Here is a 21,301-nt window from a genome sequence, read left to right on the forward strand (position 1 = left end):
CCAATCGCCGGGGCGTACCCCCGCGCGAGCGCGACCGCCGCGCCCGGCGGATGCGGGGCGCGGCGGTCGCGTCTGTCGTGCGGTGTCCGGTCAGGAGCCGGAGCGCTTGGCGGTCGCCTTCAGGTAGTCCCGGTTGAGGCGGCCGATGGTGTTCAGCGGGATGCCCTTCGGGCAGGCTGCCGCGCACTCGCCGATGTTGGTGCAGCCGCCGAAGCCGGCCTCGTCGTGCGCGTCCACCATGCCGATCACCCGGGTGTAGCGCTCCGGCTGGCCCTGCGGCAGCAGCGAGAGCTGGGTGATCTTCGCGGCGGTGAACAGCATGCCGGAGCCGTTCGGGCAGGCCGCCACGCAGGCGCCGCAGCCGATGCAGGCCGCCGACTCGAACGCCGCGTCCGCGTCGGCCTTCGGCACCGGCACCGAGTGCGCCTCCGGGGCGCTGCCGGTCGGCGCGGTGACGTAACCGCCGGCCGCGATGATCTGGTCGAACGCGTTGCGGTTGACCACCAGGTCCTTGACGACCGGGAAGGCCCGGGCCCGCCACGGCTCGATGTCGATCGTGTCGCCGTCGGAGAACTGCCGCATGTGCAGCTGGCAGGCGGTGGTGCCGCGCTGCGGGCCGTGCGCCTCACCGTTGATCATGAGGCTGCACATGCCGCAGATGCCCTCGCGGCAGTCGTGGTCGAACGCGACCGGCTCCTCGCCGTCGAGGATCAGCCGCTCGTTCAGCACGTCGAGCATCTCCAGGAAGGACATGTCCGGCGACACGTCCCGCACCGGGTAGGTGACCATCCGACCCTTGTCCTCGGGGCCGGTCTGGCGCCAGATGCGCAGGGTCAGGTTCACTTGTAGCTCCGCTGCGTGGGGTGGACGTATTCGAAGGTCAGGTCTTCCTTGTGCAGCACGGGCTCACCGGTGCCGGTGTACTCCCAGGCCGCCACGTAGGCGAACCGCTCGTCGTCGCGCTGCGCCTCGCCGTCCGGGGTCTGGTGCTCGGCCCGGAAGTGGCCGCCGCAGGACTCCTCGCGGTGCAGCGCGTCGATGCACATCAGCTCGGCCAGCTCGAAGAAGTCGGCCACCCGGCCGGCCTTCTCCAGCGACTGGTTCAGGCCCTCGCCGTCACCAGGCACGCGCACCCGCTGCCAGAACTGCTCGCGCAGCGCGCGGATCTCGTCGATCGCCTTGCGCAGCCCGGCCTCGGAGCGCTCCATGCCGCAGTGCTCCCACATGATCTGGCCCAGCTCGCGGTGGAACGAGTCGACGGTGCGGTCGCCGTTGATCGCCAGCAGCCGCTTGATCCGGTCCTCGACGTCGGTACGCGCCGCGACCGCCTCGGGGTGGCTCGCGTCGACCTTCTCCAGCGGGCCGGAGGAGGCCAGGTAGTTGGCGAGCGTGTTCGGCAGCACGAAGTAGCCGTCCGCCAGGCCCTGCATCAGCGCCGAGGCGCCGAGCCGGTTCGCGCCGTGGTCGGAGAAGTTTGCCTCACCGATCACGAACAGCCCGGGGATCGACGACTGGAGGTCGTAGTCGACCCAGAGGCCGCCCATCGTGTAGTGCACGGCGGGGTAGATCCGCATCGGGACCTCGTACGGGTCCTCGCCGGTGATCCGCTCGTACATCTCGAAGAGGTTGCCGTACTTGGCCTCGATGGCCTGGCGGCCCAGCCGGTTGATCGCGTCGGCGAAGTCGAGGTAGACGCCGAGGCCGGTCGGGCCCACGCCACGTCCCTCGTCGCACACGTTCTTCGCGGCGCGGGAGGCGATGTCGCGGGGGACCAGGTTGCCGAAGGACGGGTAGATCCGCTCCAGGTAGTAGTCCCGCTCGTCCTCGGGGATCTCCCGGGGGCTGCGCTGGTCGCCCTTGGCCTTGGGCACCCACACCCGGCCGTCGTTACGAAGCGACTCGCTCATCAGGGTCAGCTTCGACTGGTGGTCGCCGGAGACCGGGATGCAGGTCGGGTGGATCTGCGTGTAGCAGGGGTTGGCGAAGTACGCGCCCTTGCGGTGTGCCCGCCAGGAGGCGGTGACGTTGCAGCCCTTGGCGTTCGTGGAGAGGTAGAAGACGTTGCCGTAGCCGCCGGTGGCGAGCACGACCGCGTCGGCCATCTCGGTGCTGATCTCGCCGGTGACCATGTCGCGGACCACGATGCCGCGTGCCCGGCCGTCGACGATCACCAGTTCGAGCATCTCGTGGCGGGCGTTCATCTCCACGTTGCCCAGGCCGATCTGCCGTTCGAGGGCCTGGTACGCGCCGAGCAGCAGCTGCTGGCCCGTCTGGCCCCGGGCGTAGAAGGTGCGCTGCACCTGGGCGCCGCCGAAGGAACGGGTGTCCAGCAGGCCGCCGTATTCGCGGGCGAACGGCACGCCCTGGGCCACGCACTGGTCGATGATGTTCACCGACACCTCGGCCAGCCGGTGCACGTTCGACTCACGGGAGCGGAAGTCGCCGCCCTTGACCGTGTCGTAGAAGAGGCGGTGCACCGAGTCGCCGTCGTTGCGGTAGTTCTTGGCGGCGTTGATGCCGCCCTGCGCCGCGATCGAGTGGGCGCGGCGCGGGCTGTCCTGGTAGCAGTAGGACCGCACCCGGTAGCCCTGCTCGGCCAGCGTCGCGGCGGCGGAGCCGCCGGCCAGGCCGGTGCCGACCACGATCACCGTCATCTTCCGGCGGTTGGCCGGGTTGACCAGCTTCATCTCGAAGCGGTGGCGCTCCCACCGCGTCTCGATCGGGCCGTCCGGGGCCCGGGTGTCGGCGATCGGGTCGCCCTCGGTGTAGAGATCCATGTCAGGACACCAATCCGGTGATCACGGCGAACGGGACCAGCAGGTAGCCGCCGACGAGCGCGACGGCGAAGACGAGCGCGGCGATCCGGGCCCGGCGCTCGCCCTTGGGCGTCTGCTGGCCGAGGCTGCGGAACGCGCTGAAGGCGCCGTGGCGCAGGTGGAAGCCGAGGGTCACCAGCGCGAGGGTGTAGAAGAGCGTGACGTACCAGCGCTCCGGCGCGAAGCCCGCGACGACGTTGCCGTACGGGTTGGACGGGTCGCCCTGCGGGTTCAGGTGACCCGTGGTCAGGTCGAGGATGTGGTAGATCACGAAGAGCAGGATGATCACACCACCCCAGCGCATCGTGCGGGCCGCGTAGTTCACGTGGATCTTGCGGCGGTGCGCGTACCGGACCGGGCGGGCGGCCCGGGACCGCATCGCGAGCACGGTGGCCGCGCCGATGTGCCCGACGACAGCGGCGGTGAGCACCGTGCGCTGGATCCACAGGAACCAGGTCGTCGGCAGCAGCGGCGTGCCGATGTCCCGCAGCCAGTGCGCGTAGTGGTCGAACGACGTCTCGCCCGTGAAGATCTTCAGGTTGCCGACCATGTGGGCGATCAGGAACAGCACAAGAATGATGCCCGTCACCGCCATGACGGCCTTGAGGCCGACGTTCGAGCGGATGGGCGACCGAGTTTTCGTGATTACCACGCGGTCGACGCTAGGAGCACTTCGATCAGGCGTCCAATGCATCGAAATCGCAGCATCGATAGCCGTAAGCTATGGTGATGCAGCTCCATCAGCTCCGGTACTTCGTAGCGGTCGCCGAAGTACGACATTTCACCCAGGCGGCCGATCTTGTCGGCATAACCCAGCCCTCGTTGAGTAAGCAAATTCACGCGCTGGAGACCGACCTGGGAGCCCCGCTGTTCGAGCGGGTAAGGGGCAACATCCGGCTCACCGCGGCCGGCGAGGTGCTGCTGCCGCTGGCCAAACGGATCCTGGCCGACGTGGAGACCGCCACCCGCGAGGTCCAGGAGCTGGTGGGGCTGCGGCGCGGCCGGGTCCGCCTCGGCGCAACGCCCAGCCTCGCCACCTCGCTCGCCCCACCGGTGCTGCGCCGGTTCCGCGACGCGCACCCCACCGTCGACCTGCGCGTGGAGGAGGGTGGCTCGCAGGACCTCGTCCGGGACCTGCTCCGCGGCGGCCTCGACCTCGCGCTGATCATCATGCCGTCGGCCGGCACCGACCCGGGGCTGCGCGCCGACCCGATCTTGCGGGAGAGCCTGGTGGTCGCCTCGGTCGACCCGCTGCCGGGCGCCTCGGCCACCGGCGAGCTGCGCATCACCGACCTGCGCGACCAGCCGCTCGTCATGTTCCGCGAGGGCTACGACCTGCGCGACGCCACGCTCCAGGCCTGCCGCGCGGCCGGCTTCGAGCCGACCCTGTCCGTCGACGGCGGGGAGATGGACGCGGTGCTCAGCTTCGTCGAGGCCGGGCTCGGCGTCGCGCTGGTGCCCGGCATCGTGGTGGCCCGCCGCGCCGGCATCCGGGTCACCCGGCTCGTGCCGCCCGGCGTCCGCCGGACCATAGCGGTCGCCCGCCGCCGCGACGTGGTGCCCACCCACGCCGGGCGCGAACTACGCCGCATCCTCCTGGAGTACGTCCACGACGCCACCGCCACCGCCGAACTCCCCCCAGGCGTAGAACCCCTCTAGGGCCCCCTCTCCCGCGCGATCTTGCACTTTCGGCCCCGGCGAAAGGTGTGAATGCCCCAGCGCGGGGGCACCAAGTGCAAGATCGACGAGCGCGGCGGCGCGCGGCGGGTGGCGTCAGCGGGACTCGGCGTCGTCCATGGCTCGGTAGATGCGTTGCTCGGAGACCGGGTAGGGGGTGCCCAGGGCCTGGGCGAAGACGTTCACCCGCAGCTCCTCGATCATCCAGCGGATCTGGCGGACCGCCGCCTCCTGGCGCCGGGCCGGAGACAGCGCGGCCAGCATGTCCTGGTACTCCTTCTGCACCACGGCGACCCGGTCCTGCTGCTGCTTGTCGCGCTGCGGGTTGCCGGGAAGCCGGTCCAGCCGGCGCTCGATCGCGGTCAGGTAGCGCAGCAGGTCGGGCAGGCGCGCGTACCCCGTCTCGGTGATGAAACCCTTGTGCACCAGGCCGGTGAGCTGGTTGCGGATGTCCGCCAGCGCGGCCACCACCGTGAGGTTGCGGGTGGCGCCGAGCCGCTGCTCCACCGCGTACGCGGAAGCGAGCACCCGGCGTACCCGATCCATCACCTCGACCACGGTGTCCACCAGGTCCGCGCGCACCCTGTCGCGCAGCGCGGCGAAACCCTCTGCGTCCCAGGCCGGGCCGCCCGCGTCGCCGATCAGCTTGTCGATCGCCGCCCCGGCCGCGTCCTCGATCAGCTCCGGCACGCTGCCGTGCGGGTTGCGGGACAGCGCCAGCTTCGCCTCGTTGCTCAGCCGCCCCTGGAGGAACTTCGCCGGTGACGGCGTCGTCAGCCGCAGCAGCCGCCGGGTGCCCGCCCAGTGCGCCGCCTCCTGCTCGGCGGCCGAGTCGAACACCTTCACCCCGACCGTCGCGCCCTCGTCCACCAGCGCCGGGTACGCGGTCACCGCGAAGCCGGCGCGTACCTGCTCGATGGTGCGCGGCAGGGTGCCGATCGACCACCCGGTCAGCCCGGTACGGGCCACGTCCGGCGCGGCGGCGGCCACCACCTGGCGTACCTCCTGGCGCAGCTCGCGTTGCAGCGCCGGCAGGTCCTTGCCCTCGGCGACCGGCTTGTCGTCGTCGCCGAGCACCCGGAACGTGACCCGCAGGTGCGGCGGCAGCCGGCCCAGGTCCCACGCGTCCGCCGGTACGGTCACGCCGGTCATCCGGCGCAACTGCCGGGTCAGCGCGGCGAGCAGCGGCTCCTCGCCCGGGGTGATCGCGGCGAGCGCGGCGCGGGCGTAGTCGGGCACCGGCACGAAGTTGCGCCGCACCGGCTTGGGCAGCGACCGGATCAGCGCGATCACCAGCTCCTCGCGCAGCCCCGGCACCTGCCAGTCGAAGCTCTCCGCCGGCACCTGGTTGAGCAGCGGCAGCGGGATGTCCACTGTGACGCCGTCGGTGGGCACTGTCGGGTCGAACGTGTACGTCAGCGGCAGCGTCACGCCGTCGGCCCGCCACTCGTCGGGGAAGTCCTCCTCGTCCACCCCGCCCCGGCCGTCGTTGACGAGCAGTTCACGGGTGAACGTCAGCAGGTCGGGCCGCTCCCGGCGGGTCTTCTTCCACCACGAGTCGAAGTGCCGGCCGGAGACCACGTCGGCGGGGATGCGCTGGTCGTAGAAGGCGAAGATGGTCTCGTCGTCGACCAGGATGTCGCGGCGCCGGGCCCGGTTCTCCAGCTCCTCGATCTCGGTCAGCAGCTTCTGGTTGTCCCGCCAGAACTGGTGGTGGGTCTGCCAGTCGCCCTCGACCAGGGCGTGCCTGATGAACAGCTCCCGGCTCAGACCTGCGTCGATCCGCCCGAAGTTCACCTTGCGGGAGGTGACGAGCGGGATGCCGTACAGCGTGACCTTCTCGTAGGCCATCACCGCGGCCTGCCTCTTCTCCCAGTGCGGCTCGCTGTAGCTGCGCTTGACCAGGTGCTGCGCGAGCGGCTCGACCCATTCCGGCTCGACCCGGCCGGCCACCCGGCCCCACAGCCGGGACGTCTCCACCAGCTCGGCGGCCATCACCCAGCGCGGCGGCTTCTTGAACAGCGCGGACCCGGGGAAGATCGCGAACTTCGCGCCCCGCGCGCCCAGGTATTCGTGCTTCTGCGCGTCCTTGAGACCGAGGTGCGACAGCAGGCCGGGCAGCAGCGACTGATGCACCTTCGGGGTGTCGATCTCCTCCGGCAGGTCGGCGCCGGCGCCGCGCCGGCCCTCACCCTTGTCGGCGGTACGCAACACCTGGCGCAACTGGCTGACGATGTCCTGCCACTCGCGTACCCGAAGGTAGTTGAGGTATTCGGCCTTGCACATCCGGCGGAACGCGCCCGACGACAGCTCCCGCTGCTTCTCCCGCAGGTAGCGCCACAGGTTCAGGTACGCGACGAAGTCGGACTCCTTGTCGGCGAACCGGGCGTGCGCCTGGTCGGCCTGGGCCTGCTTGTCGACCGGGCGTTCGCGCGGATCCTGGATGGACAGCGCGGCGGCGATCACCACCACCTCGGTGGCGCAGCCGTTGCGCTCGCCTTCGAGGACCATCCGGGCCAGCCGGGGGTCGACCGGGAGCTGCGCCAGCCGCCGCCCCAGCGCGGTGAGCCGCTTCGCCGGGTCGGACTCGGCCGGGTCGAGCGCGCCCAGCTCGTGCAGCAGGTTGACGCCGTCGGTGACGTTGCGCCGGTCCGGCGGGTCGATGAACGGGAACGCCGCCACGTCGCCGAGCCCGATCGACGTCATCTGGAGGATGACCGAGGCCAGGTTGGTGCGCAGGATCTCCGGGTCGGTGAACTCGGGGCGGGAGGTGAAGTCCTGCTCGTCGTAGAGGCGGATGCAGATGCCGTCCGAGGTACGCCCGCAGCGGCCCTTGCGCTGGTTGGCGCTGGCCTGCGAGACCGGCTCGATCGGCAGCCGCTGCACCTTGAGCCGGCTGGAGTAGCGGGAGATCCGCGCGGTGCCCGGATCCACCACGTACTTGATGCCGGGCACCGTCAGCGAGGTCTCCGCGACGTTCGTGGCCAGCACCACCCGGCGGTTGGAGTGCGCGGCGAAGACCCGGTGCTGCTCGGCGGTGGAGAGCCGGGCGTACAGCGGCAGGATCTCGGTGCCGAGCAGCGACCGCTTGGACTGCACCAGCTTGCCGAGCGCGTCGGCGGTGTCCCGGATCTCCCGCTCGCCGCTGAGGAACACCAGGATGTCGCCCGGCCCCTCGGCGGCCAGCTCCTCGACCGCGTCGCCGATGGCCTGGATCTGGTCCCGGACGTTCTCCTCGTCGGCCTCGTCCTCCTCCTCGGCCTCGGTGACCTCGACCAGCGGCCGGTAGCGGACCTCCACCGGGTACGTACGCCCGGACACCTCGACCACCGGCGCCGGCTCGCCCGCGGCGTCGGCGAAGTGCTTCGCGAACCGGTCCGTCTCGATGGTCGCCGAGGTGATGACGACCTTGAGGTCGGGCCGGCGGGGCAGGAGCTGCCTGAGGTAGCCGAGGATGAAGTCGATGTTGAGGCTGCGTTCGTGCGCCTCGTCGATGATCAGCGTGTCGTACTGCCGCAGCATCCGGTCGGTCTGCAACTCGGCCAGCAGGATGCCGTCGGTCATCAGCTTGACCAGGCTGTTGTCGCCCACCTGGTCGGTGAAGCGCACCTTGTAGCCGACCACGTCGCCCAGCTCGGTGCCGAGCTCGTCGGCGATCCGGTCGGCGACGGTGCGGGCCGCCAGCCGGCGGGGCTGGGTGTGCCCGATCAGGCCGGTGATCCCGCGCCCCAGCTCCAGGCAGATCTTGGGCAGCTGGGTGGTCTTCCCGGAACCGGTCTCACCGGCCACGATCACCACCTGGTGGTCGCGGATCGCGGCGGCGATGTCGTCCTTGCGCTCGCTGACCGGCAACTGCGGCGGATAGGTGATCGCCGGCACTGCCGCGCGGCGGGCCTGGAGCCGCGCCTCGGCCCGGGCCACGTCGGCCGCGATCTCGGCCAGCGCCGCCTCCCGCCGCTGCGGGTCGCGCAGCTTGCGCACGCCGTCGAGCCGCCGCTGGAGCCGCCGCTGGTCGCGGAACATCAGGGGGGCGAGGCGGCGGTGCAGGTCGCGGGCGGTCTCAGGGGCGGCGGGTACGGCTGGATTCTGCATGTCGTCGCCAAGGATAGGCAGCCGCGCGGCGGACCGCTCCCGGGTTACCGGCGCTGGGCGTGCCCTCCCCGGCCGGGCCGTCCCCGCCGGATAAGGTTGCCGCCGACGAGGCCGACGGACGAGGCCGACGAGGGGCGGGGATGATCATGCGGGACACCGACCGGGCGCTCGTGCAGGCCGCCACCGCCGTCGCGAAGCTGCGCTGCCGCAGCGACAACCACACAGTCGCCGCCGCCGTACGCAGCACCGACGGCCGGGTGTTCAGCGGCGTGAACGTCTACCACTTCACCGGCGGCCCGTGCGCCGAGGTGGTGGCCCTCGGCGCCGCCGCGACCCAGGGCGCGGGCGAGCTGGAGGCGATCGTCGCGGTGGGGGACCGGGGGCGGGGCGTCATTCCGCCGTGCGGGCGCTGCCGTCAGGTGCTGCTCGACTACTTCCCGTCGATAAAGGTGATCCTCGGCCCGCCCGACGGGCTCCGCGCCATCCCGATCGCCGACCTGCTGCCCGAGACGTACGTCTGGTCCGACCACCAGGTCGAGGTGCCGGTGGCCGCCCGCGCCGGGGTGTGGCCGACGCCCGTGGTGCCGGGAAGCCGGCAGGCAACGGAGGACTGACCCGCCTCAGTCGCCGGCCGCGGCCTCCAGCATCGAGCGGGGGACCGGCACCTGCTCGAAGCGGACCTGACCCTCCGGCACCATCCAGCTGCTCACCCGCGCGACCAGCCGTCCCGCCCGGACGGCCGGGTCGTTCGCGTACAGCTCACGGGCCGTCTGCGGGTCGACGGACAGCACCGCGAAACCGCGGATCCGCCCGTCGTCGCCGTCCAGGAACGGTCCGGCCGCGAGCACCGCGCCCTGCTCCACCAGCCCGGCCTGGTGCGCCAGGTGGGCGTCCTGAATCCGGTCGAGGGCGTCCTGTGGCAGCTCGGGTGCGTCGTCCGGGCGGACCAGGAGCACCACAGTGTGCCTGTCGAATCGCATGCCCTCAGGCTAGGGGCTGCCGGGCGCGCAGTGCCCGGATCGACCAGTCCAGCACCGGCGCCAGGCTCTCGGGCGGTGGCCAGCCGTTGACCACGCAGAGCAGTTCCAGGTACCGCTCCCGGCGGGGATCGCGCGCGGTCCGCAACCGGTCCAGCATCCGGAGGCGCAGGTCGGCGTCGTCCGGCACGTCGCAGAGCCGTGCGTACCGGCTCGCCGCCCGGGCCAGGACCGGGCCGGCCCCGGGCGAGGCCGGTTCGACGCCGTCGGCGAGCGCCGGGGCCACCTCCTCCCGGATCACTGTGACCACGTCCCGGCGTACGCCCTCGGCGCCGGCCCGATCTGCCGCGTGCTGCTCGGCCAGCCGGCGCAGCCCGGCCCGGAAGGACGGGTCCAGGGCCAGCTCGGCCAGCTCCGTCCACGCCTCGATCTGGCCGTCGTCCGGATCGTCCGGCAGCTCCGGCGTGAGCGATCGGCGGATGCCCGCGAACGCCGGCTCGCTCAGGCCCCGAACGCCGCGTCGAGGAACTCGTCGACCAGTCGCCGTCGCTCCCGTGCGGCCAGGCCGGCCAGCCGGTGCAGCAGGTCCGCCTCGGACGGCGTGGCCCCGCGCCGGGCGATCACGGTCAGCACCGCGCGGCGCGTCCGCAGCAGGCGGATCTGCGCGGTCAGCGCGTCCGCGTGCGCCGAGGCGACCTCGGGCAGGGTGACCTCGCGCGCCACCACCCGGCGCACGGTGGGCAGGTCCACACCCAGTTCGCGCAACGTCCGCACCAGGTCGAGCCGGGCCACCGCCGCCGCGTCGTAGCGCCGGTGGCCGGCCGGTCCCCGGTCGGTGGGCGGCACGATGCCGCTGTCGGACCAGAACCGGATGGTCTTCACCGGCAGCCCGGTCCGCCGGGCCAGGTCACCGATCGAGTAGCGCTCCGCACCGTCCATGCCGACCACCATCGCGCCTCCCCTCGGTGGAGGCGCAACCCCATCGACAGCGCCCGCTTAGGTTCGCCTTACCTGGTCAGCTAAGGTAAGGCGCACCTAATCGGAAGGCGAACCTCTCTCGTGACCACCGTCGCCGTCCGGCCCGCGCGGGCCGGGACTCCCGTCCGCCGCGGCACCGTCCGCCGCGTCGCGGTCACCGTGGCGGCGGCGCTCCTGCTCCTGCTGGCGCTGCTCGCCAGCCTGGCGCTCGGCAGCCGGCACCTTCCCGTCGACCAGGTGTGGCACGCGCTGGTGGCCCCGGACGGCGGCGACGCCAGCGTCGTGGTCCGGGAACTGCGGCTGCCGCGTACCGCCCTCGGGCTCGTCGTCGGCCTGGCGCTGGCGCTGGCCGGCGTGCTGTTCCAGGCGGTCACCCGCAACCCGCTGGCCGAGCCGCGGATCCTCGGTATCAGCGCCGGGGCGTCGTTCGGGGTGGTGCTGGCCATCGCCGTGTTCGGTGTGGGCACGCTCGCCGGGTACGTCTGGTTCGGCATCGCCGGCGCGCTGCTCGCCGGGCTGCTCGTGTTCGCCATCGCCAACCGCACCCGCGAGGGCGCCAGCCCGGTCACCCTCGCGCTGGTCGGCGCCGCGCTCGACGCCGGTCTCGGCGCCATGGTGTACGCGCTGCTCACCATCGACGCCCGCACGTTCGAGGAGTACCGCTTCTGGGTGGTCGGCGGGCTGACCGGCCGGGGCGTCGCCGTCGCCGGGCAGGTGCTGCCGTTCGTGGTGGCCGGGGTGCTGCTGGCCGCGCTCGCCGCCCGCGGCCTGGACGCGCTCGCCCTCGGCGACGACGTGGCCCGGGGGCTCGGGCACCGGGTCGCCCTGGTCCGGCTCGCCGCCGGGGCCGGTGGCGTGCTGCTCACCGGCGCGGCGGTGGCCGCCGCCGGGCCGATCGCGTTCGTCGGGCTGGCGGTGCCGCACCTGGCCCGGGCACTGGTCGGCGCGGACCAGCGGTGGACGCTCCTGGTCGCCGCGCTGCTCGGTCCCGCGCTGCTGCTCGCTGCCGACGTGGCCGGCCGTCTCGTCTCCCCGCCCGGCGAGATCCCCGCCGGCATCATCACTGCCCTGCTCGGCGCCCCGCTCCTGGCCTTCCTGGTCCACCGAGCCAAGACGGTGACCACATGACCACCCCCCACCCCACCCCCGGCCCCGGCCCCGCCCCCGGCTCCGGCGATCTTGCACTTGCTGCCCCGGCGAAAAGGGTGATCCCGGCATCTCGGGGGCCCAAAGTGCAAGATCAGCGGAGTGAGCGTGGCGGCCCCGGGCGTGGGGTGTTGCGGGCCGGGGCGGTGGTGGTGCCGTTCCGGTGGCGGCCCCTTGTCGTGGCGCTTGTCCTGTTCGTGCTGCTCTGCGTCGCGGTGGTGGTCAGCCTGTCCCTGGGTACGCCGTACGTCGCCCCGGTCGACGTGGTGCGGTCGCTCTCCGGCGCCGGCACCCCGTACGACCTCGTGGTGCGCGACCTGCGACTGCCTCGCGCGGTCCTCGCGGCGGTGGCCGGGGCGGCCTTCGGCGTGGCCGGCACGCTGATCCAGAGCGTGGCCCGCAACCCGCTTGCGAGCCCCGACGTCATCGGTGTCACCCAGGGTGCCGGGCTGGCCGCGACGATCGCGCTGACCAGCGGCGCGGCGGCGGTGCTGGTGGCGCCGGCGGCGCTGCTCGGCGGCCTGGCCGCCGCGGTGGCCGTGTTCGCGCTCGGCGCCCGGCACGGCCTCGCGGCTCAGCGGTTCGTGCTGGCGGGTGTGGCTGTGGCGTTCGCGTTCCGGGCGCTGATCGAGGTGGTCATGCTCACCGCCGACCCGATCGACGGGCTGCGCGCGCAGATCTGGCTGATCGGCACGCTCGCCGGCAAGGGGTGGAGCGAGGCGGCCTGGATCGCCGGCACGCTCGCCGTGCTGCTGCCGGTGCTGCTCTGGGCCGGGTGGGCGCTGCGCAGCAGCGCGCTCGACGACGACACCGCGCGGGGGATCGGCCTGCGGCCGGTGGCCCGGCGCATGGGGCTGGCCGGCACCGGCGTACTGGCTGCCGCCATGGTGACCGCCCAGGTCGGCGCCGTCGACTTCGTCGCGCTGGTGGCCCCGCAGGTGGCCCGCCGGCTGGTCCGCGCCGAGCGCCCGCCGTTGCTCTGCGCCGCGCTGCTGGGCGCGTTGCTGCTGGTCCTCGCCGACCTGGGCGCCCGCCGGCTGCTGGCACCCACCCAACTGCCGGCCGGTGTGCTGACCGCCGCGATCGGCGGGCCGTACCTGATCTTCGTGCTGCTGCGCACCCGAGGGAGGCGGTCGTGACCGCGCTGCTGTCCACCCGCGACCTGGTCGTCGGCTACGAGGGCCGCACCGTGCTGGACGGACTTGACCTCGACCTGCCGGCCGACACGTTCACCGTGATCGTCGGCCCGAACGCCTGCGGCAAGTCGACGCTGCTGCGCACGATGGCCCGGCTGCTCACGCCCCGGCGCGGCGCGGTGCTGCTCGACGGCGCGGCGATCCGGGACCTGCCCACCCGCGACGTGGCCCGGCGGCTCGGTGTCCTGCCGCAGAGCCCGCTGGTCCCGGAGGGGATCACCGTGGCCGACCTGGTCGGCCGGGGCCGTCAGCCCTACCAGCGCTGGTGGCGTCAGTGGTCGGCCGAGGACGGGCTGGCGGTCGAGGAGGCCATGCGGCTGGCCGACGTCAGCGCGCTGGCCGACCGCGCGGTGGACACGCTCTCCGGCGGGCAGCGCCAGCGGGTGTGGATCGCCATGACGCTCGCCCAGGACACCGACGCGCTGCTGCTGGACGAGCCGACCACGTTCCTCGACCTGGCTCACCAGGTCGAGGTGCTGGACCTGCTGCACCGGCTGCGCGCCGAGCGGGGCCGGACCGTGGTGGCCGTGCTGCACGACCTCAACCAGGCGGCCCGCTACGCCGACCACCTGATCGCCATGCGTGACGGCGCGGTGGTGGCCGCCGGCGAGCCGCGCGAGATCCTCACCGCGGACCTGGTCCGCGACGTGTTCGGCCTGGACTGCGTGGTCGTGCCCTGCCCGGTCAGCGGCGCCCCGCTCGTGGTGCCGGCCCTCACCCAGACCGGGGCCACCCACGCCGCTCCGGCCCAGACCGCGCCCACCCAGACCTCGGCCGCTCCGGCCGGCACGCCGGCCACGGCCGGCGCCCCCGTCGGCGACGCCTGAGCGCGCCGACCCGCACCACCGAAAGGAACCTCATGCGTCGTCTCGCCGTCGCACTCACCGCCGCCCTCGCTCTCGGGGTCGGCCTCACCGCATGCGGGGAGAGCGACCCCGTCGCCGGCACCGGCACCGGGGAGACCCGGGAGATCACCCACGCCATGGGCACCACGAAGGTCCCCGCCGAGCCGAAGCGTGTGGTCGTGCTCGACACCGACAAGATCGATACCGCGCTGTCGCTGGGCGTGACCCCGGTCGGCGCGGCGACCGCCGGTGAGGCGAAGAGCTGGCCCACCTACTTCGGCGCGGACAAGCTCGCCGGCATCACCGAGGTCGGCGTGCTCACCGAGCCGGACCTGGAGGCGATCAACGCGCTCAACCCGGACCTGATCCTGGGCAGCAAGTTCCGCCAGGAGAAGTTCTACGACGAGCTGGCCAAGATCGCCCCGACCGTGTTCACCGAGAAGGTCGGCGTCACCTGGAAGGAGAACTTCCTCCTCGACGGCGCGGCGCTGGGCAAGGAGCAGCAGGCCAAGGACCTGCTGGCCGAGTACGAGAAGCGGGCGAAGGACTTCGGCGCGAAGCTCGGCGACGCCTCATCCCGCAAGGTCTCCATCGTGCGCTTCATGCCGACCGAGATCCGCCTGTACGGGCCGGACTCGTTCTCCGGCATCGTCGTCGGCGACACCGGCCTGGGCCGCCCCGAGCGGCAGATGCTCGCCGACAAGGAGGACAAGCGGATGGACCGGGTCAGCCCGGAGCGCATCGCCGAGGCCGACGGTGACGTGGTGTTCGTGACCGCGTACGGCGAGAAGGCCGCCGCCGAGCAGGCCAAGGTCACCGGCGGAACGCTGTGGAAGGGCCTGTCCGCGGTCAAGGCCGGCAAGGCGCACGTGGTCTCCGACGAGATCTGGATGACCGGCATCGGCGTGGGCGCCGCCAACAAGATCCTGGACGACCTGGAGAAGCACCTGGCCGCCTGAGCCCCGATACGCCAGCGCCCGTCCCGCCGTCGCCGGCCGGACGGGCGCGGTGTGTTCAGGCCACCAGTTGCCAGAGCAGGAACCCGTTGAGCGCCACCACGAACGCGGTGATCGCCACCGCGGTGGCGGTGGTGGCCCGCCGGTTGACCAGGGCGCCCATCATGTCCCGGCGGCGGGTGAACAGCACGACCGGGATCAGCGCGAACGGGATGCCGAAGCTCAGCACCACCTGGGACAGCACCAGCGCGCGGGTCGGGTCGACGCCGATCGCGAGCACCGCCAGCGCGGGCAGCAGTGTGATCATCCGGCGGACCAGCAGCGGGATCCGGCGGCGCAGGAAGCCCTGCATGATGATCTCACCGGCGTACGTGCCGACGCTCGTGGAGGCCAGGCCGGACAGGAGCAGGGCGACCGCGAAGCCGACCGCCGCCGCCGTGCCGAGCGCGGTGGCGAGCCCGGCGTGCACGCCTTCGAGGGTGTCGGTGCCGGGGATCGAGGTGCCGTGGAAGCTGCTCGCGGCCACCAGCAGCATGGCCAGGTTGACCGCGCCGGCGATGCCCAGCGCGATGAGCACGTCGATTCGCAGGCCCTTGGCGATCACCCGCCGCTGCGCCTCGCCCTCGGCCGGCAGGCGGTTCGGGGTCAGCGCCGAGTGCACGTAGATGACGTGCGGCATCACCGTCGCGCCCAGGATGCCGGCGGCGAGCAGCATGCTGTCGGTGCCCTGCATCCGGGGCAGCAGCCCGGCCGCGGCGGCGGAGGCGTCCGGCTGCGCGCTGACCAGGTTGACCGCGAACGCCAGCACGATCACGCCGAGCAGCACCGCGATGGCGATCTCGAACGTACGGAAGCCCCTGGCGCGCAGCGCCAGGATCGCGAACGAGGCGGTGCCGATGATCAGGCCGCCGGGCAGCAGCGGTACGCCGAACAGCAGGTAGAGCGCGACCGCCCCGCCGATCACCTCGGCCAGGTCGGTGGCCATGGCGACCAGTTCGGCCTGCGCCCACATGACCCGGTTGAGCGGCCGGGGCAGGTGTTCCCGGCACAGTTCGGGCAGGCTGCGCCCGGTGGCCAGACCGAGCTTGGCGGTGAGCGTCTGCACCAGCATGGCGGCCAGGTTCGCCGCGACCACCACCCAGACCAGCAGGTATCCGTACCGGGCCCCGGCCGTGGAGTTGGTGGCGAAGTTGCCGGGATCGACGTACGCGACCGCCGCCACGAAGGCGGGCCCGAGCAGGATGAGCCGGCCACGTACCGGGCGCGGGGCGCGGGCGGTCCGTAGCGGAGACGCGACAGCTGAGTCGTTCGTGACCACTGCTGCTCCTTGACGAGCGACGGAACGAGACGGATCAGGCGGGTTCGTGCCGCGCGGCCGCCGCGCGGGGCGGCGCGGCGAGGTCAGGCGAGCTTGCTCTGGACCGTGTCGGCGGCCTTGTCGGCCGTTTCCGGGTCGGTGCCGTAGGGACGCGGGGCGGCCGGCGCCGCGCCGACCGACGCGGCCAGGCGGCGGCGACGCGGTGGGGCGAGCGTCAGCATCGGCGCGCGCAGCTCGTGGCAGGACGCCCGGAGTGAGAGGGGTTCGCCCCGATCGGTCCGGTCGCGGTGGCGACGGACGTTCGTGGAGTCGACAGCCATGCCGGGCTGTTCCCAATGATTGCCCACATATGCCACCTGTTCCGGCCAGGTGGAGGAAAAGCGTCCTCACCGGACTCCGGCCACGACGAACGGCCGCCCTCGGGCGAGGGCGGCCGTTCGCTGCGCCAGGTCAGGCGGCGGTGGACCAGATGGCGCGGAAGGCGGCGGCCTCACCGGCCAGCCACTGCTCGATCGGCTCCGGCTTGACGTCGGCGGGCATCCGGTGCGCCTCGCCGCGCCGCACGTCGACGAGGACCGGCTCGGCGTGCGGCAGCACCGCGTCCATGTGCCGGGCCATCAGGTGCAGCGTGGCCAGGGTCGCCTCCTCGCTCGGCGGCGCCTCGTCGAAGTGCAGCCGGATCGCCTCGGCCCGGCCGTCGGCGAAGCGCACACCGAACTGCGGGTTGATCTTCACGGGCAGGTCGCCCAGCATGGCCAGCGCGTCACGGGTCTGCGCCAGGTCGACGCCGGCCGGCTCGCCGAGCGAGTGCAACCAGCGGGTCGCGCCCGGCACCAGCGCCTCGTAGAGCGGGCGCCAGCGCGGCTTGACCAGGTCGGCGACCTGCGCGAGATGCGTGCCGCCGGTGTGGAACGCGACGTCGGCCTTGAGTGCCTTGACGAACTGGCCGTGCGGGTTGAAGCCGTGCCGGCTGGCCCGCTGGCGGCGCAGCCCGCCGACGAAGGTGGCCTTCGTGGGGCCGGTGCGGTCGACGTACCGGGTGAAGCCGAGGAGGGTGGCATAGGGGGTGACAGGGGCGGCGGAGGTGGGCGCGGTCACGGGCGTCCTCCCAGGTCAACGACTGGATTAGTACATACATTCTAATCGACGGGTCTGACATCGCCCAGGGAACGAAAAGGGCCGCCCGGACATCCCGGGCGGCCCTTTTTCGCGTAGTCCTAGAGCTGGCCGACGTCTGTCACCCGGACCACCGCCGCGCCGGTCTCGTCCGAGGCGGCGAGGTCGATCTCGGCGCTGATGCCCCAGTCGTGGTCGCCGTCCGGGTCGTCCAGGATCTGCCGTACGGTCCACCTCTCGCGGCCCTGCTCGATCATCAGCAGCGCCGGCCCTCGCGCGTCCGGCCCCACCCCGATCGAGTCGTACGTCTCGAAGTACGGCTCCAGCGCGTCGGCCCAGGCGTCGGCGTTCCAGCCGTCCCCGGCGTCCAGCTCGCCGAGCAGGTCCCAGCGGCGCAGCGCGGCCAGCTCGACGCGGCGGAACAACGCGTTGCGCACCAGCACCCGGAACGCCCGCGCGTTGCGCGTCACCGCCGGCGGCCGGTCGTCCAGCGAGGCGGCCACCTCGGCCACGTCCGACGGGTTGCGCAGCCGCTCCCACTCGTCGATCAGGCTGGAGTCGACCTGGCGGACCAGCTCGCCCAGCCACTCGATGAGGTCGACCAGCTCCTCGGTCTTCGCGTCCTCGGGGACGGTCTGGCGCAGCGTCTTGTACGCGTCGGCGAGGTAGCGCAGCACCAGCCCCTCGGAGCGGGACAGCCCGTAGAACTGGACGTACTCGGGGAACGTCATGGCCCGCTCGTACATGTCCCGGACCACGGACTTGGGGGAGAGCTGGTGGTCGGCGACCCACGGGTGGCCCTGCCGGTACATCTCGTACGCGGACTCCAGCAGCTCGGCGAGCGGCTTGGGCCAGGTCACCTCGTCGAGCAGTTCCAGGCGGGCCTCGTACTCGATGCCCTCTGCCTTCATCGCGGCGACCGCCTCGCCGCGGGCCTTGAACTGCTGCGCGGAGAGCACCTGGCGGGGGTTGTCCAGGATCGACTCGATCACGCTGAGCACGTCGAGCGCGTACGACGGGGACTCGCGGTCGAGCAGCTCGATGGTGGCCAGCGCCAGCGGTGACAGCGGCTGGTTGAGCGCGAAGTCGAGCTGGAGGTCGACGGTGAGCCGCACCCGGCGGCCTGTCTCGTCCGGCTCGGGCAGCTCCTCGACCACGCCGCCGGCCCGCAGCGCCCGGTAGATGGCGATGGCCCGGCGGATGTGCCGGCGCTGGGCGGCCGGGTCCTCGTGGTTGTCGGTGAGCAGGTGCCGCATCGAGGCGAACGCGTCGCCGGGGCGGCCGATCACGTTCAGCAGCATCGAGTGGCTGACCTGGAAGCTGGAGGTGAGCGGTTCCGGCTCGGCCTCGACGAGGCGCTGGAACGTCGGCTCGCCCCAGCCGATCGAACCCTCCGGCGGCTTCTTCTTCACCACCTTGCGGCGCTTCTTCGGGTCGTCGCCGGCCTTCGCGAGGGCCTTCTCGTTCTCGATCACGTGCTCGGGGGCCTGCACCACGACCCGGCCCAGCGTGTCGAATCCGGCCCGACCGGCCCGGCCGGCGATCTGGTGGAACTCGCGCGCCTTGAGCAGCCGGGTGCGCACCCCGTCGTACTTCGAGAGGCCGGTGAACAGCACGGTACGGATCGGCACGTTGATGCCGACGCCGAGCGTGTCGGTACCGCAGATGACCTTGAGCAGGCCGGCCTGGGCGAGCGTCTCCACCAGGCGGCGGTACTTCGGGAGCATGCCGGCGTGGTGCACGCCGATGCCGTGCCGGACCAGCCGGGACAGCGTCTTGCCGAAGCCGGAGGTGAACCGGAAGTTGCCGATCGCCTGGGCGATCATGTCCTTCTCGGCGCGGGTGCAGACGTTCACGCTCATCAGCGCCTGGGCGCGTTCCAGCGCGGCGGCCTGGGTGAAGTGCACGACGTACACCGGGGCCTGTCTGGTCTCCAGCAGCTCCTCCAGCGTCTCGTGCAGCGGCGTGGTCGCGTACGAGAAGAGGAGCGGGACCGGCCGCTCGGCCGAGCGGACGACGGCGGTCGGCCGCCCGGTGCGCCGGGTCAGGTCGTCGACGAAGCGGGTGGTGTCGCCGAGCGTGGCCGACATCAGCACGAACTGGGCCTGCGGCAGCTCGATCAGCGGCACCTGCCAGGCCCAGCCCCGGTCCGGTTCGGCGTAGAAGTGGAACTCGTCCATGATCACCTGGCCGACGTCGGCGCGGCGGCCCTCGCGCAGCGCCAGGTTGGCCAGGATCTCCGCGGTGCAGCAGATGATCGGCGCGTCCGCGTTGACGCTGGCGTCGCCGGTGAGCATGCCGACGTTCTCCGCGCCGAAGACCTCGCAGAGCGCGAAGAACTTCTCCGAGACCAGCGCCTTGATCGGCGCGGTGTAGAAGGTCGTCCGGTCGTCGGCCAGCGCCGCGAAGTGCGCCGCGATCGCCACCAGGCTCTTGCCCGATCCGGTCGGCGTATTCATGATCACGTTCGCGCCGGAGACGATCTCGATGACCGCCTCCTCCTGATGGGGATAGAGGTCCAGGCCGCGCTCGGACGCCCAGGAGGCGAACGCGTCGTAGAGGGTGTCGGGGTCGGCGGTCTTCGGCAGCGCGGCGGTGAGAGTCATGGCGGCTCCCATCGTGCCTGGATCCCGCCCCGCCGCGCCAACCGGGTTCAGCGCCGCCGGTGGATCAGGTCGAAGACCTCCCGGCCGGCGGTCAGCGCGCGCCGTTCGAACTTCGTCACCGGCCGGTGCGCCGGGCGCGGCGCGTAGCCGCCGTACACGTCGACCAGCTCCGGGTCGGCGGTGAGCGTCTCGCGCATCGACTCGGCGTACTCGGCCCAGTCCGTCGCGCAGTGCAGCGTGCCGCCCGGCGCCAGCCGGGACCGCAGCAGCGCCACGTGCGCGGGCGCGATGATCCGCCGCTTGTGGTGGCGGGTCTTCGGCCACGGGTCGGGGAAGAAGACGTGCACCGCGTCCAGGCAGCCCTCCGGCATGGCCCGGACCAGGTCCAGCGCGTCCCCCTCGGCCACCCGCACGTTGTCCAGACCGTGGCGTTCGACCAGGTCGAGCAGGTTGGCGATTCCCGGCGTGTGGACCTCGACCGCCAGATAGTGTCGGTCCCGGTCGGCCGCCGCCATGGCGGCGGTGGCGTCGCCCATGCCGGAGCCGATCTCCAGCACCAGCGGCGCCCGTCGTCCGAACAGCGCCGTCGGATCGCACGGCCCGTCGAGGGCGGCGATCTCCAGGCCGTACGCGGGCCAGAGCCGGGTGAGCGCGTCGCGCTGCCGCTCGCTCATCCGTCCGCGACGCGGATGGAAGGTACGGATGCGGCCGGCGGCGATGTCGGTGAGGGTCACAGCGATCCGAGCCTACGCGACCCGGATCGGATGTGATGTGCGGCCGGGGGTGAGAGGATTCATCCCGTACGCCGGGAGGGGTCATGGGGTCGTTCAGGGTACGTGAGGCGCTGCTTGTCGCCCTCGCCGCGTGCGCCGCCCCGCTGGCCGGCGCCGGGCCCGCCCAGGCCGCGCCGCGCGCCGCCGAGCCGGTGCCGGAACAGCCCCCGGCCGATGTGATCTTCGTGGAGGTCACCCCGGGCACCGTCTCGCCCGGCTACCTGGTCGGCATCCGGGCGAGCTGCCGGGACAACTCCGTACCGGCGATCGTCACCTCGGACGCGTTCGGCAAGATCCAGGTGCAGCCGCAGCGCGGCCTGCTCACCGCCACGCCGATGGTGCACGAGCGCACCCGGCCCGGCAACTACCGGGTCAAGCTGGAATGCCCGGGCGGGGAGACCGCCTCCACCATGCTCCAGGTGGTGAAGCAGGGGCAGCCCACCCGGCAGCCGCCCCAGCCGAGTCACCTGCCCAGCCGTGGTCCGGCGACCGGTTTCGGCGGCACCGCCGGCCCCGGACTCGGCGGCCTGCTGGTGCCCGTCGGGCTGGCGGTGACTGTGGTCGGCGCCGGGCTCGGCGTGGCCGCGTCCCGCCGGCAGGCCCGCGGCGCCGCCGGACGCTGAGGCCGGTCATGGCCGAGCACTTCGTCCCGCCGCCGCCCGCCGGATCCCGGCGCTCCGGCTGGCCGTTCCTCGCCCTGCCCCCGCCCGCCGCGCCACCCACGGACGCGGCCCGCCCGTCCCGGAATGGCCCGCCCGCCGCACCGCCCACCGAGGCGGCCCGGTTCTCCAGGGCCGACCCGGCC

19 protein-coding genes are annotated in these 21,301 nt (G+C 72.7%); 7 read left to right on the forward strand and 12 right to left on the reverse strand.

The genetic code is table 11. The features are described from left to right. Positions 1–90: 90 nt before the first annotated feature. The 3 genes from AB0C17_RS08520 to AB0C17_RS08530 are packed head-to-tail and all read right to left on the reverse strand — an operon-like array spanning position 91 to position 3,510. Positions 91–843 carry a succinate dehydrogenase/fumarate reductase iron-sulfur subunit gene (locus tag AB0C17_RS08520; protein WP_357390223.1) on the reverse strand — a complete coding sequence of 251 codons (753 nt, stop codon included), beginning with the start codon at positions 841–843 and terminating at the stop codon, positions 91–93. Continuing rightward, entirely contained in the window at positions 840–2,777 is a 1,938-nt protein-coding gene (locus tag AB0C17_RS08525) for a fumarate reductase/succinate dehydrogenase flavoprotein subunit (protein WP_357477517.1), read from the reverse strand. The genes AB0C17_RS08520 and AB0C17_RS08525 overlap by 4 nt, the downstream gene beginning before the upstream one ends. Before the next feature lies 1 nt (position 2,778). After that, entirely contained in the window at positions 2,779–3,510 is a 732-nt protein-coding gene (locus AB0C17_RS08530) for a succinate dehydrogenase cytochrome b subunit (RefSeq protein ID WP_357469352.1), read from the reverse strand. A gap of 29 nt (positions 3,511–3,539) precedes the next feature. Between AB0C17_RS08530 and AB0C17_RS08535 the strand changes: the two genes are divergently transcribed. Further along, positions 3,540–4,475, forward strand: coding sequence for a LysR family transcriptional regulator (locus tag AB0C17_RS08535; protein ID WP_357390227.1), 936 nt, complete (start codon positions 3,540–3,542; stop codon positions 4,473–4,475). Positions 4,476–4,589: 114 nt separating this feature from the next. Here AB0C17_RS08535 and hrpA read toward each other — a convergent pair whose 3' ends face one another. Continuing rightward, a complete protein-coding gene (hrpA, locus tag AB0C17_RS08540) occupies positions 4,590–8,585 on the reverse strand; it encodes an ATP-dependent RNA helicase HrpA (protein WP_357477520.1) in 3,996 nt (1,331 codons plus the stop codon). A 140-nt stretch (positions 8,586–8,725) separates the two neighbouring features. On the opposite strand from hrpA, the gene AB0C17_RS08545 reads away from it, so the two are divergent. Continuing rightward, positions 8,726–9,199 carry a cytidine deaminase gene (locus tag AB0C17_RS08545; protein ID WP_357469346.1) on the forward strand — a complete coding sequence of 158 codons (474 nt, stop codon included), beginning with the start codon at positions 8,726–8,728 and terminating at the stop codon, positions 9,197–9,199. 6 nt (positions 9,200–9,205) lie between these two features. Here the strand turns inward: AB0C17_RS08545 and AB0C17_RS08550 are convergent, their stop codons facing one another. The 3 genes from AB0C17_RS08550 to AB0C17_RS08560 all read right to left on the reverse strand — a co-directional run bounded on the left by AB0C17_RS08550 (position 9,206) and on the right by AB0C17_RS08560 (position 10,513). After that, on the reverse strand, positions 9,206–9,565 hold the full coding sequence (locus AB0C17_RS08550) for a YciI family protein (protein ID WP_357386958.1): 360 nt from the start codon (positions 9,563–9,565) through the stop codon (positions 9,206–9,208). 4 nt (positions 9,566–9,569) lie between these two features. Beyond that, entirely contained in the window at positions 9,570–9,863 is a 294-nt protein-coding gene (locus AB0C17_RS08555; protein WP_357477523.1) for a hypothetical protein, read from the reverse strand. Positions 9,864–10,063: 200 nt separating this feature from the next. Next, positions 10,064–10,513 (reverse strand): MerR family transcriptional regulator, encoded by a 450-nt coding sequence (locus AB0C17_RS08560; protein ID WP_357477526.1) that lies wholly within the window; start codon positions 10,511–10,513, stop codon positions 10,064–10,066. Positions 10,514–10,621: 108 nt separating this feature from the next. Between AB0C17_RS08560 and AB0C17_RS08565 the strand changes: the two genes are divergently transcribed. The 4 genes from AB0C17_RS08565 (at position 10,622) to AB0C17_RS08580 (ending at position 14,686) form a co-directional block, all read left to right on the forward strand. Further along, positions 10,622–11,668, forward strand: a complete 1,047-nt coding sequence (locus AB0C17_RS08565; RefSeq protein ID WP_357386962.1) for an iron ABC transporter permease — start codon at positions 10,622–10,624, stop codon at positions 11,666–11,668. A 104-nt stretch (positions 11,669–11,772) separates the two neighbouring features. Next, positions 11,773–12,825 (forward strand): iron ABC transporter permease, encoded by a 1,053-nt coding sequence (locus tag AB0C17_RS08570; RefSeq protein ID WP_357477529.1) that lies wholly within the window; start codon positions 11,773–11,775, stop codon positions 12,823–12,825. Beyond that, positions 12,822–13,709 carry an ABC transporter ATP-binding protein gene (locus AB0C17_RS08575; RefSeq protein ID WP_357477532.1) on the forward strand — a complete coding sequence of 296 codons (888 nt, stop codon included), beginning with the start codon at positions 12,822–12,824 and terminating at the stop codon, positions 13,707–13,709. Before AB0C17_RS08570 ends, AB0C17_RS08575 begins: the two co-directional genes overlap by 4 nt. Positions 13,710–13,741: 32 nt before the next feature. Next, positions 13,742–14,686 (forward strand): iron-siderophore ABC transporter substrate-binding protein, encoded by a 945-nt coding sequence (locus AB0C17_RS08580; RefSeq protein WP_357386968.1) that lies wholly within the window; start codon positions 13,742–13,744, stop codon positions 14,684–14,686. A gap of 55 nt (positions 14,687–14,741) precedes the next feature. Here the strand turns inward: AB0C17_RS08580 and AB0C17_RS08585 are convergent, their stop codons facing one another. The 5 genes from AB0C17_RS08585 to trmB all read right to left on the reverse strand — a co-directional run bounded on the left by AB0C17_RS08585 (position 14,742) and on the right by trmB (position 20,397). After that, a complete protein-coding gene (locus AB0C17_RS08585) occupies positions 14,742–16,001 on the reverse strand; it encodes an Nramp family divalent metal transporter (protein WP_357477534.1) in 1,260 nt (419 codons plus the stop codon). Between the two features lie 83 nt (positions 16,002–16,084). Further along, a complete protein-coding gene (locus tag AB0C17_RS08590; RefSeq protein ID WP_357386971.1) occupies positions 16,085–16,321 on the reverse strand; it encodes a hypothetical protein in 237 nt (78 codons plus the stop codon). Positions 16,322–16,451: 130 nt separating this feature from the next. Then, a complete protein-coding gene (locus AB0C17_RS08595) occupies positions 16,452–17,099 on the reverse strand; it encodes a hypothetical protein (protein WP_357386973.1) in 648 nt (215 codons plus the stop codon). Positions 17,100–17,218: 119 nt separating this feature from the next. Further along, positions 17,219–19,723 carry a DUF3516 domain-containing protein gene (locus tag AB0C17_RS08600; protein ID WP_357477537.1) on the reverse strand — a complete coding sequence of 835 codons (2,505 nt, stop codon included), beginning with the start codon at positions 19,721–19,723 and terminating at the stop codon, positions 17,219–17,221. Positions 19,724–19,770: 47 nt separating this feature from the next. Continuing rightward, entirely contained in the window at positions 19,771–20,397 is a 627-nt protein-coding gene (gene trmB, locus AB0C17_RS08605) for a tRNA (guanosine(46)-N7)-methyltransferase TrmB (RefSeq protein ID WP_221489093.1), read from the reverse strand. A 143-nt stretch (positions 20,398–20,540) separates the two neighbouring features. Here trmB and AB0C17_RS08610 point away from each other — a divergent pair, with 143 nt between their 5' ends. Beyond that, complete coding sequence (locus AB0C17_RS08610; protein WP_357386977.1) at positions 20,541–21,119, forward strand: hypothetical protein; 579 nt, start codon at positions 20,541–20,543, stop codon at positions 21,117–21,119. Positions 21,120–21,301: the final 182 nt, after the last annotated feature.

Origin of the sequence: Micromonospora sp. NPDC048887, assembly GCF_040649715.1 — a bacterium.
Classification (GTDB): domain Bacteria; phylum Actinomycetota; class Actinomycetes; order Mycobacteriales; family Micromonosporaceae; genus Micromonospora.

Bases quoted from the DNA above. Each gene is read 5' to 3' on its own strand.
- AB0C17_RS08590 (WP_357386971.1), bottom strand. From the start codon at position 16,321: ATGGCTGTCGACTCCACGAACGTCCGTCGCCACCGCGACCGGACCGAT.
- AB0C17_RS08600 (WP_357477537.1), bottom strand. From the start codon at position 19,723: ATGACTCTCACCGCCGCGCTGCCGAAGACCGCCGACCCCGACACCCTC.
- AB0C17_RS08610 (WP_357386977.1), top strand. From the start codon at position 20,541: ATGGGGTCGTTCAGGGTACGTGAGGCGCTGCTTGTCGCCCTCGCCGCG.
- AB0C17_RS08530 (WP_357469352.1), bottom strand. From the start codon at position 3,510: ATGCATTGGACGCCTGATCGAAGTGCTCCTAGCGTCGACCGCGTGGTA.
- trmB (WP_221489093.1), bottom strand. From the start codon at position 20,397: ATGAGCGAGCGGCAGCGCGACGCGCTCACCCGGCTCTGGCCCGCGTAC.
- hrpA (WP_357477520.1), bottom strand. From the start codon at position 8,585: ATGCAGAATCCAGCCGTACCCGCCGCCCCTGAGACCGCCCGCGACCTG.
- AB0C17_RS08525 (WP_357477517.1), bottom strand. From the start codon at position 2,777: ATGGATCTCTACACCGAGGGCGACCCGATCGCCGACACCCGGGCCCCG.
- AB0C17_RS08535 (WP_357390227.1), top strand. From the start codon at position 3,540: ATGGTGATGCAGCTCCATCAGCTCCGGTACTTCGTAGCGGTCGCCGAA.
- AB0C17_RS08580 (WP_357386968.1), top strand. From the start codon at position 13,742: ATGCGTCGTCTCGCCGTCGCACTCACCGCCGCCCTCGCTCTCGGGGTC.
- AB0C17_RS08545 (WP_357469346.1), top strand. From the start codon at position 8,726: ATGATCATGCGGGACACCGACCGGGCGCTCGTGCAGGCCGCCACCGCC.
- AB0C17_RS08550 (WP_357386958.1), bottom strand. From the start codon at position 9,565: ATGCGATTCGACAGGCACACTGTGGTGCTCCTGGTCCGCCCGGACGAC.
- AB0C17_RS08560 (WP_357477526.1), bottom strand. From the start codon at position 10,513: ATGGTGGTCGGCATGGACGGTGCGGAGCGCTACTCGATCGGTGACCTG.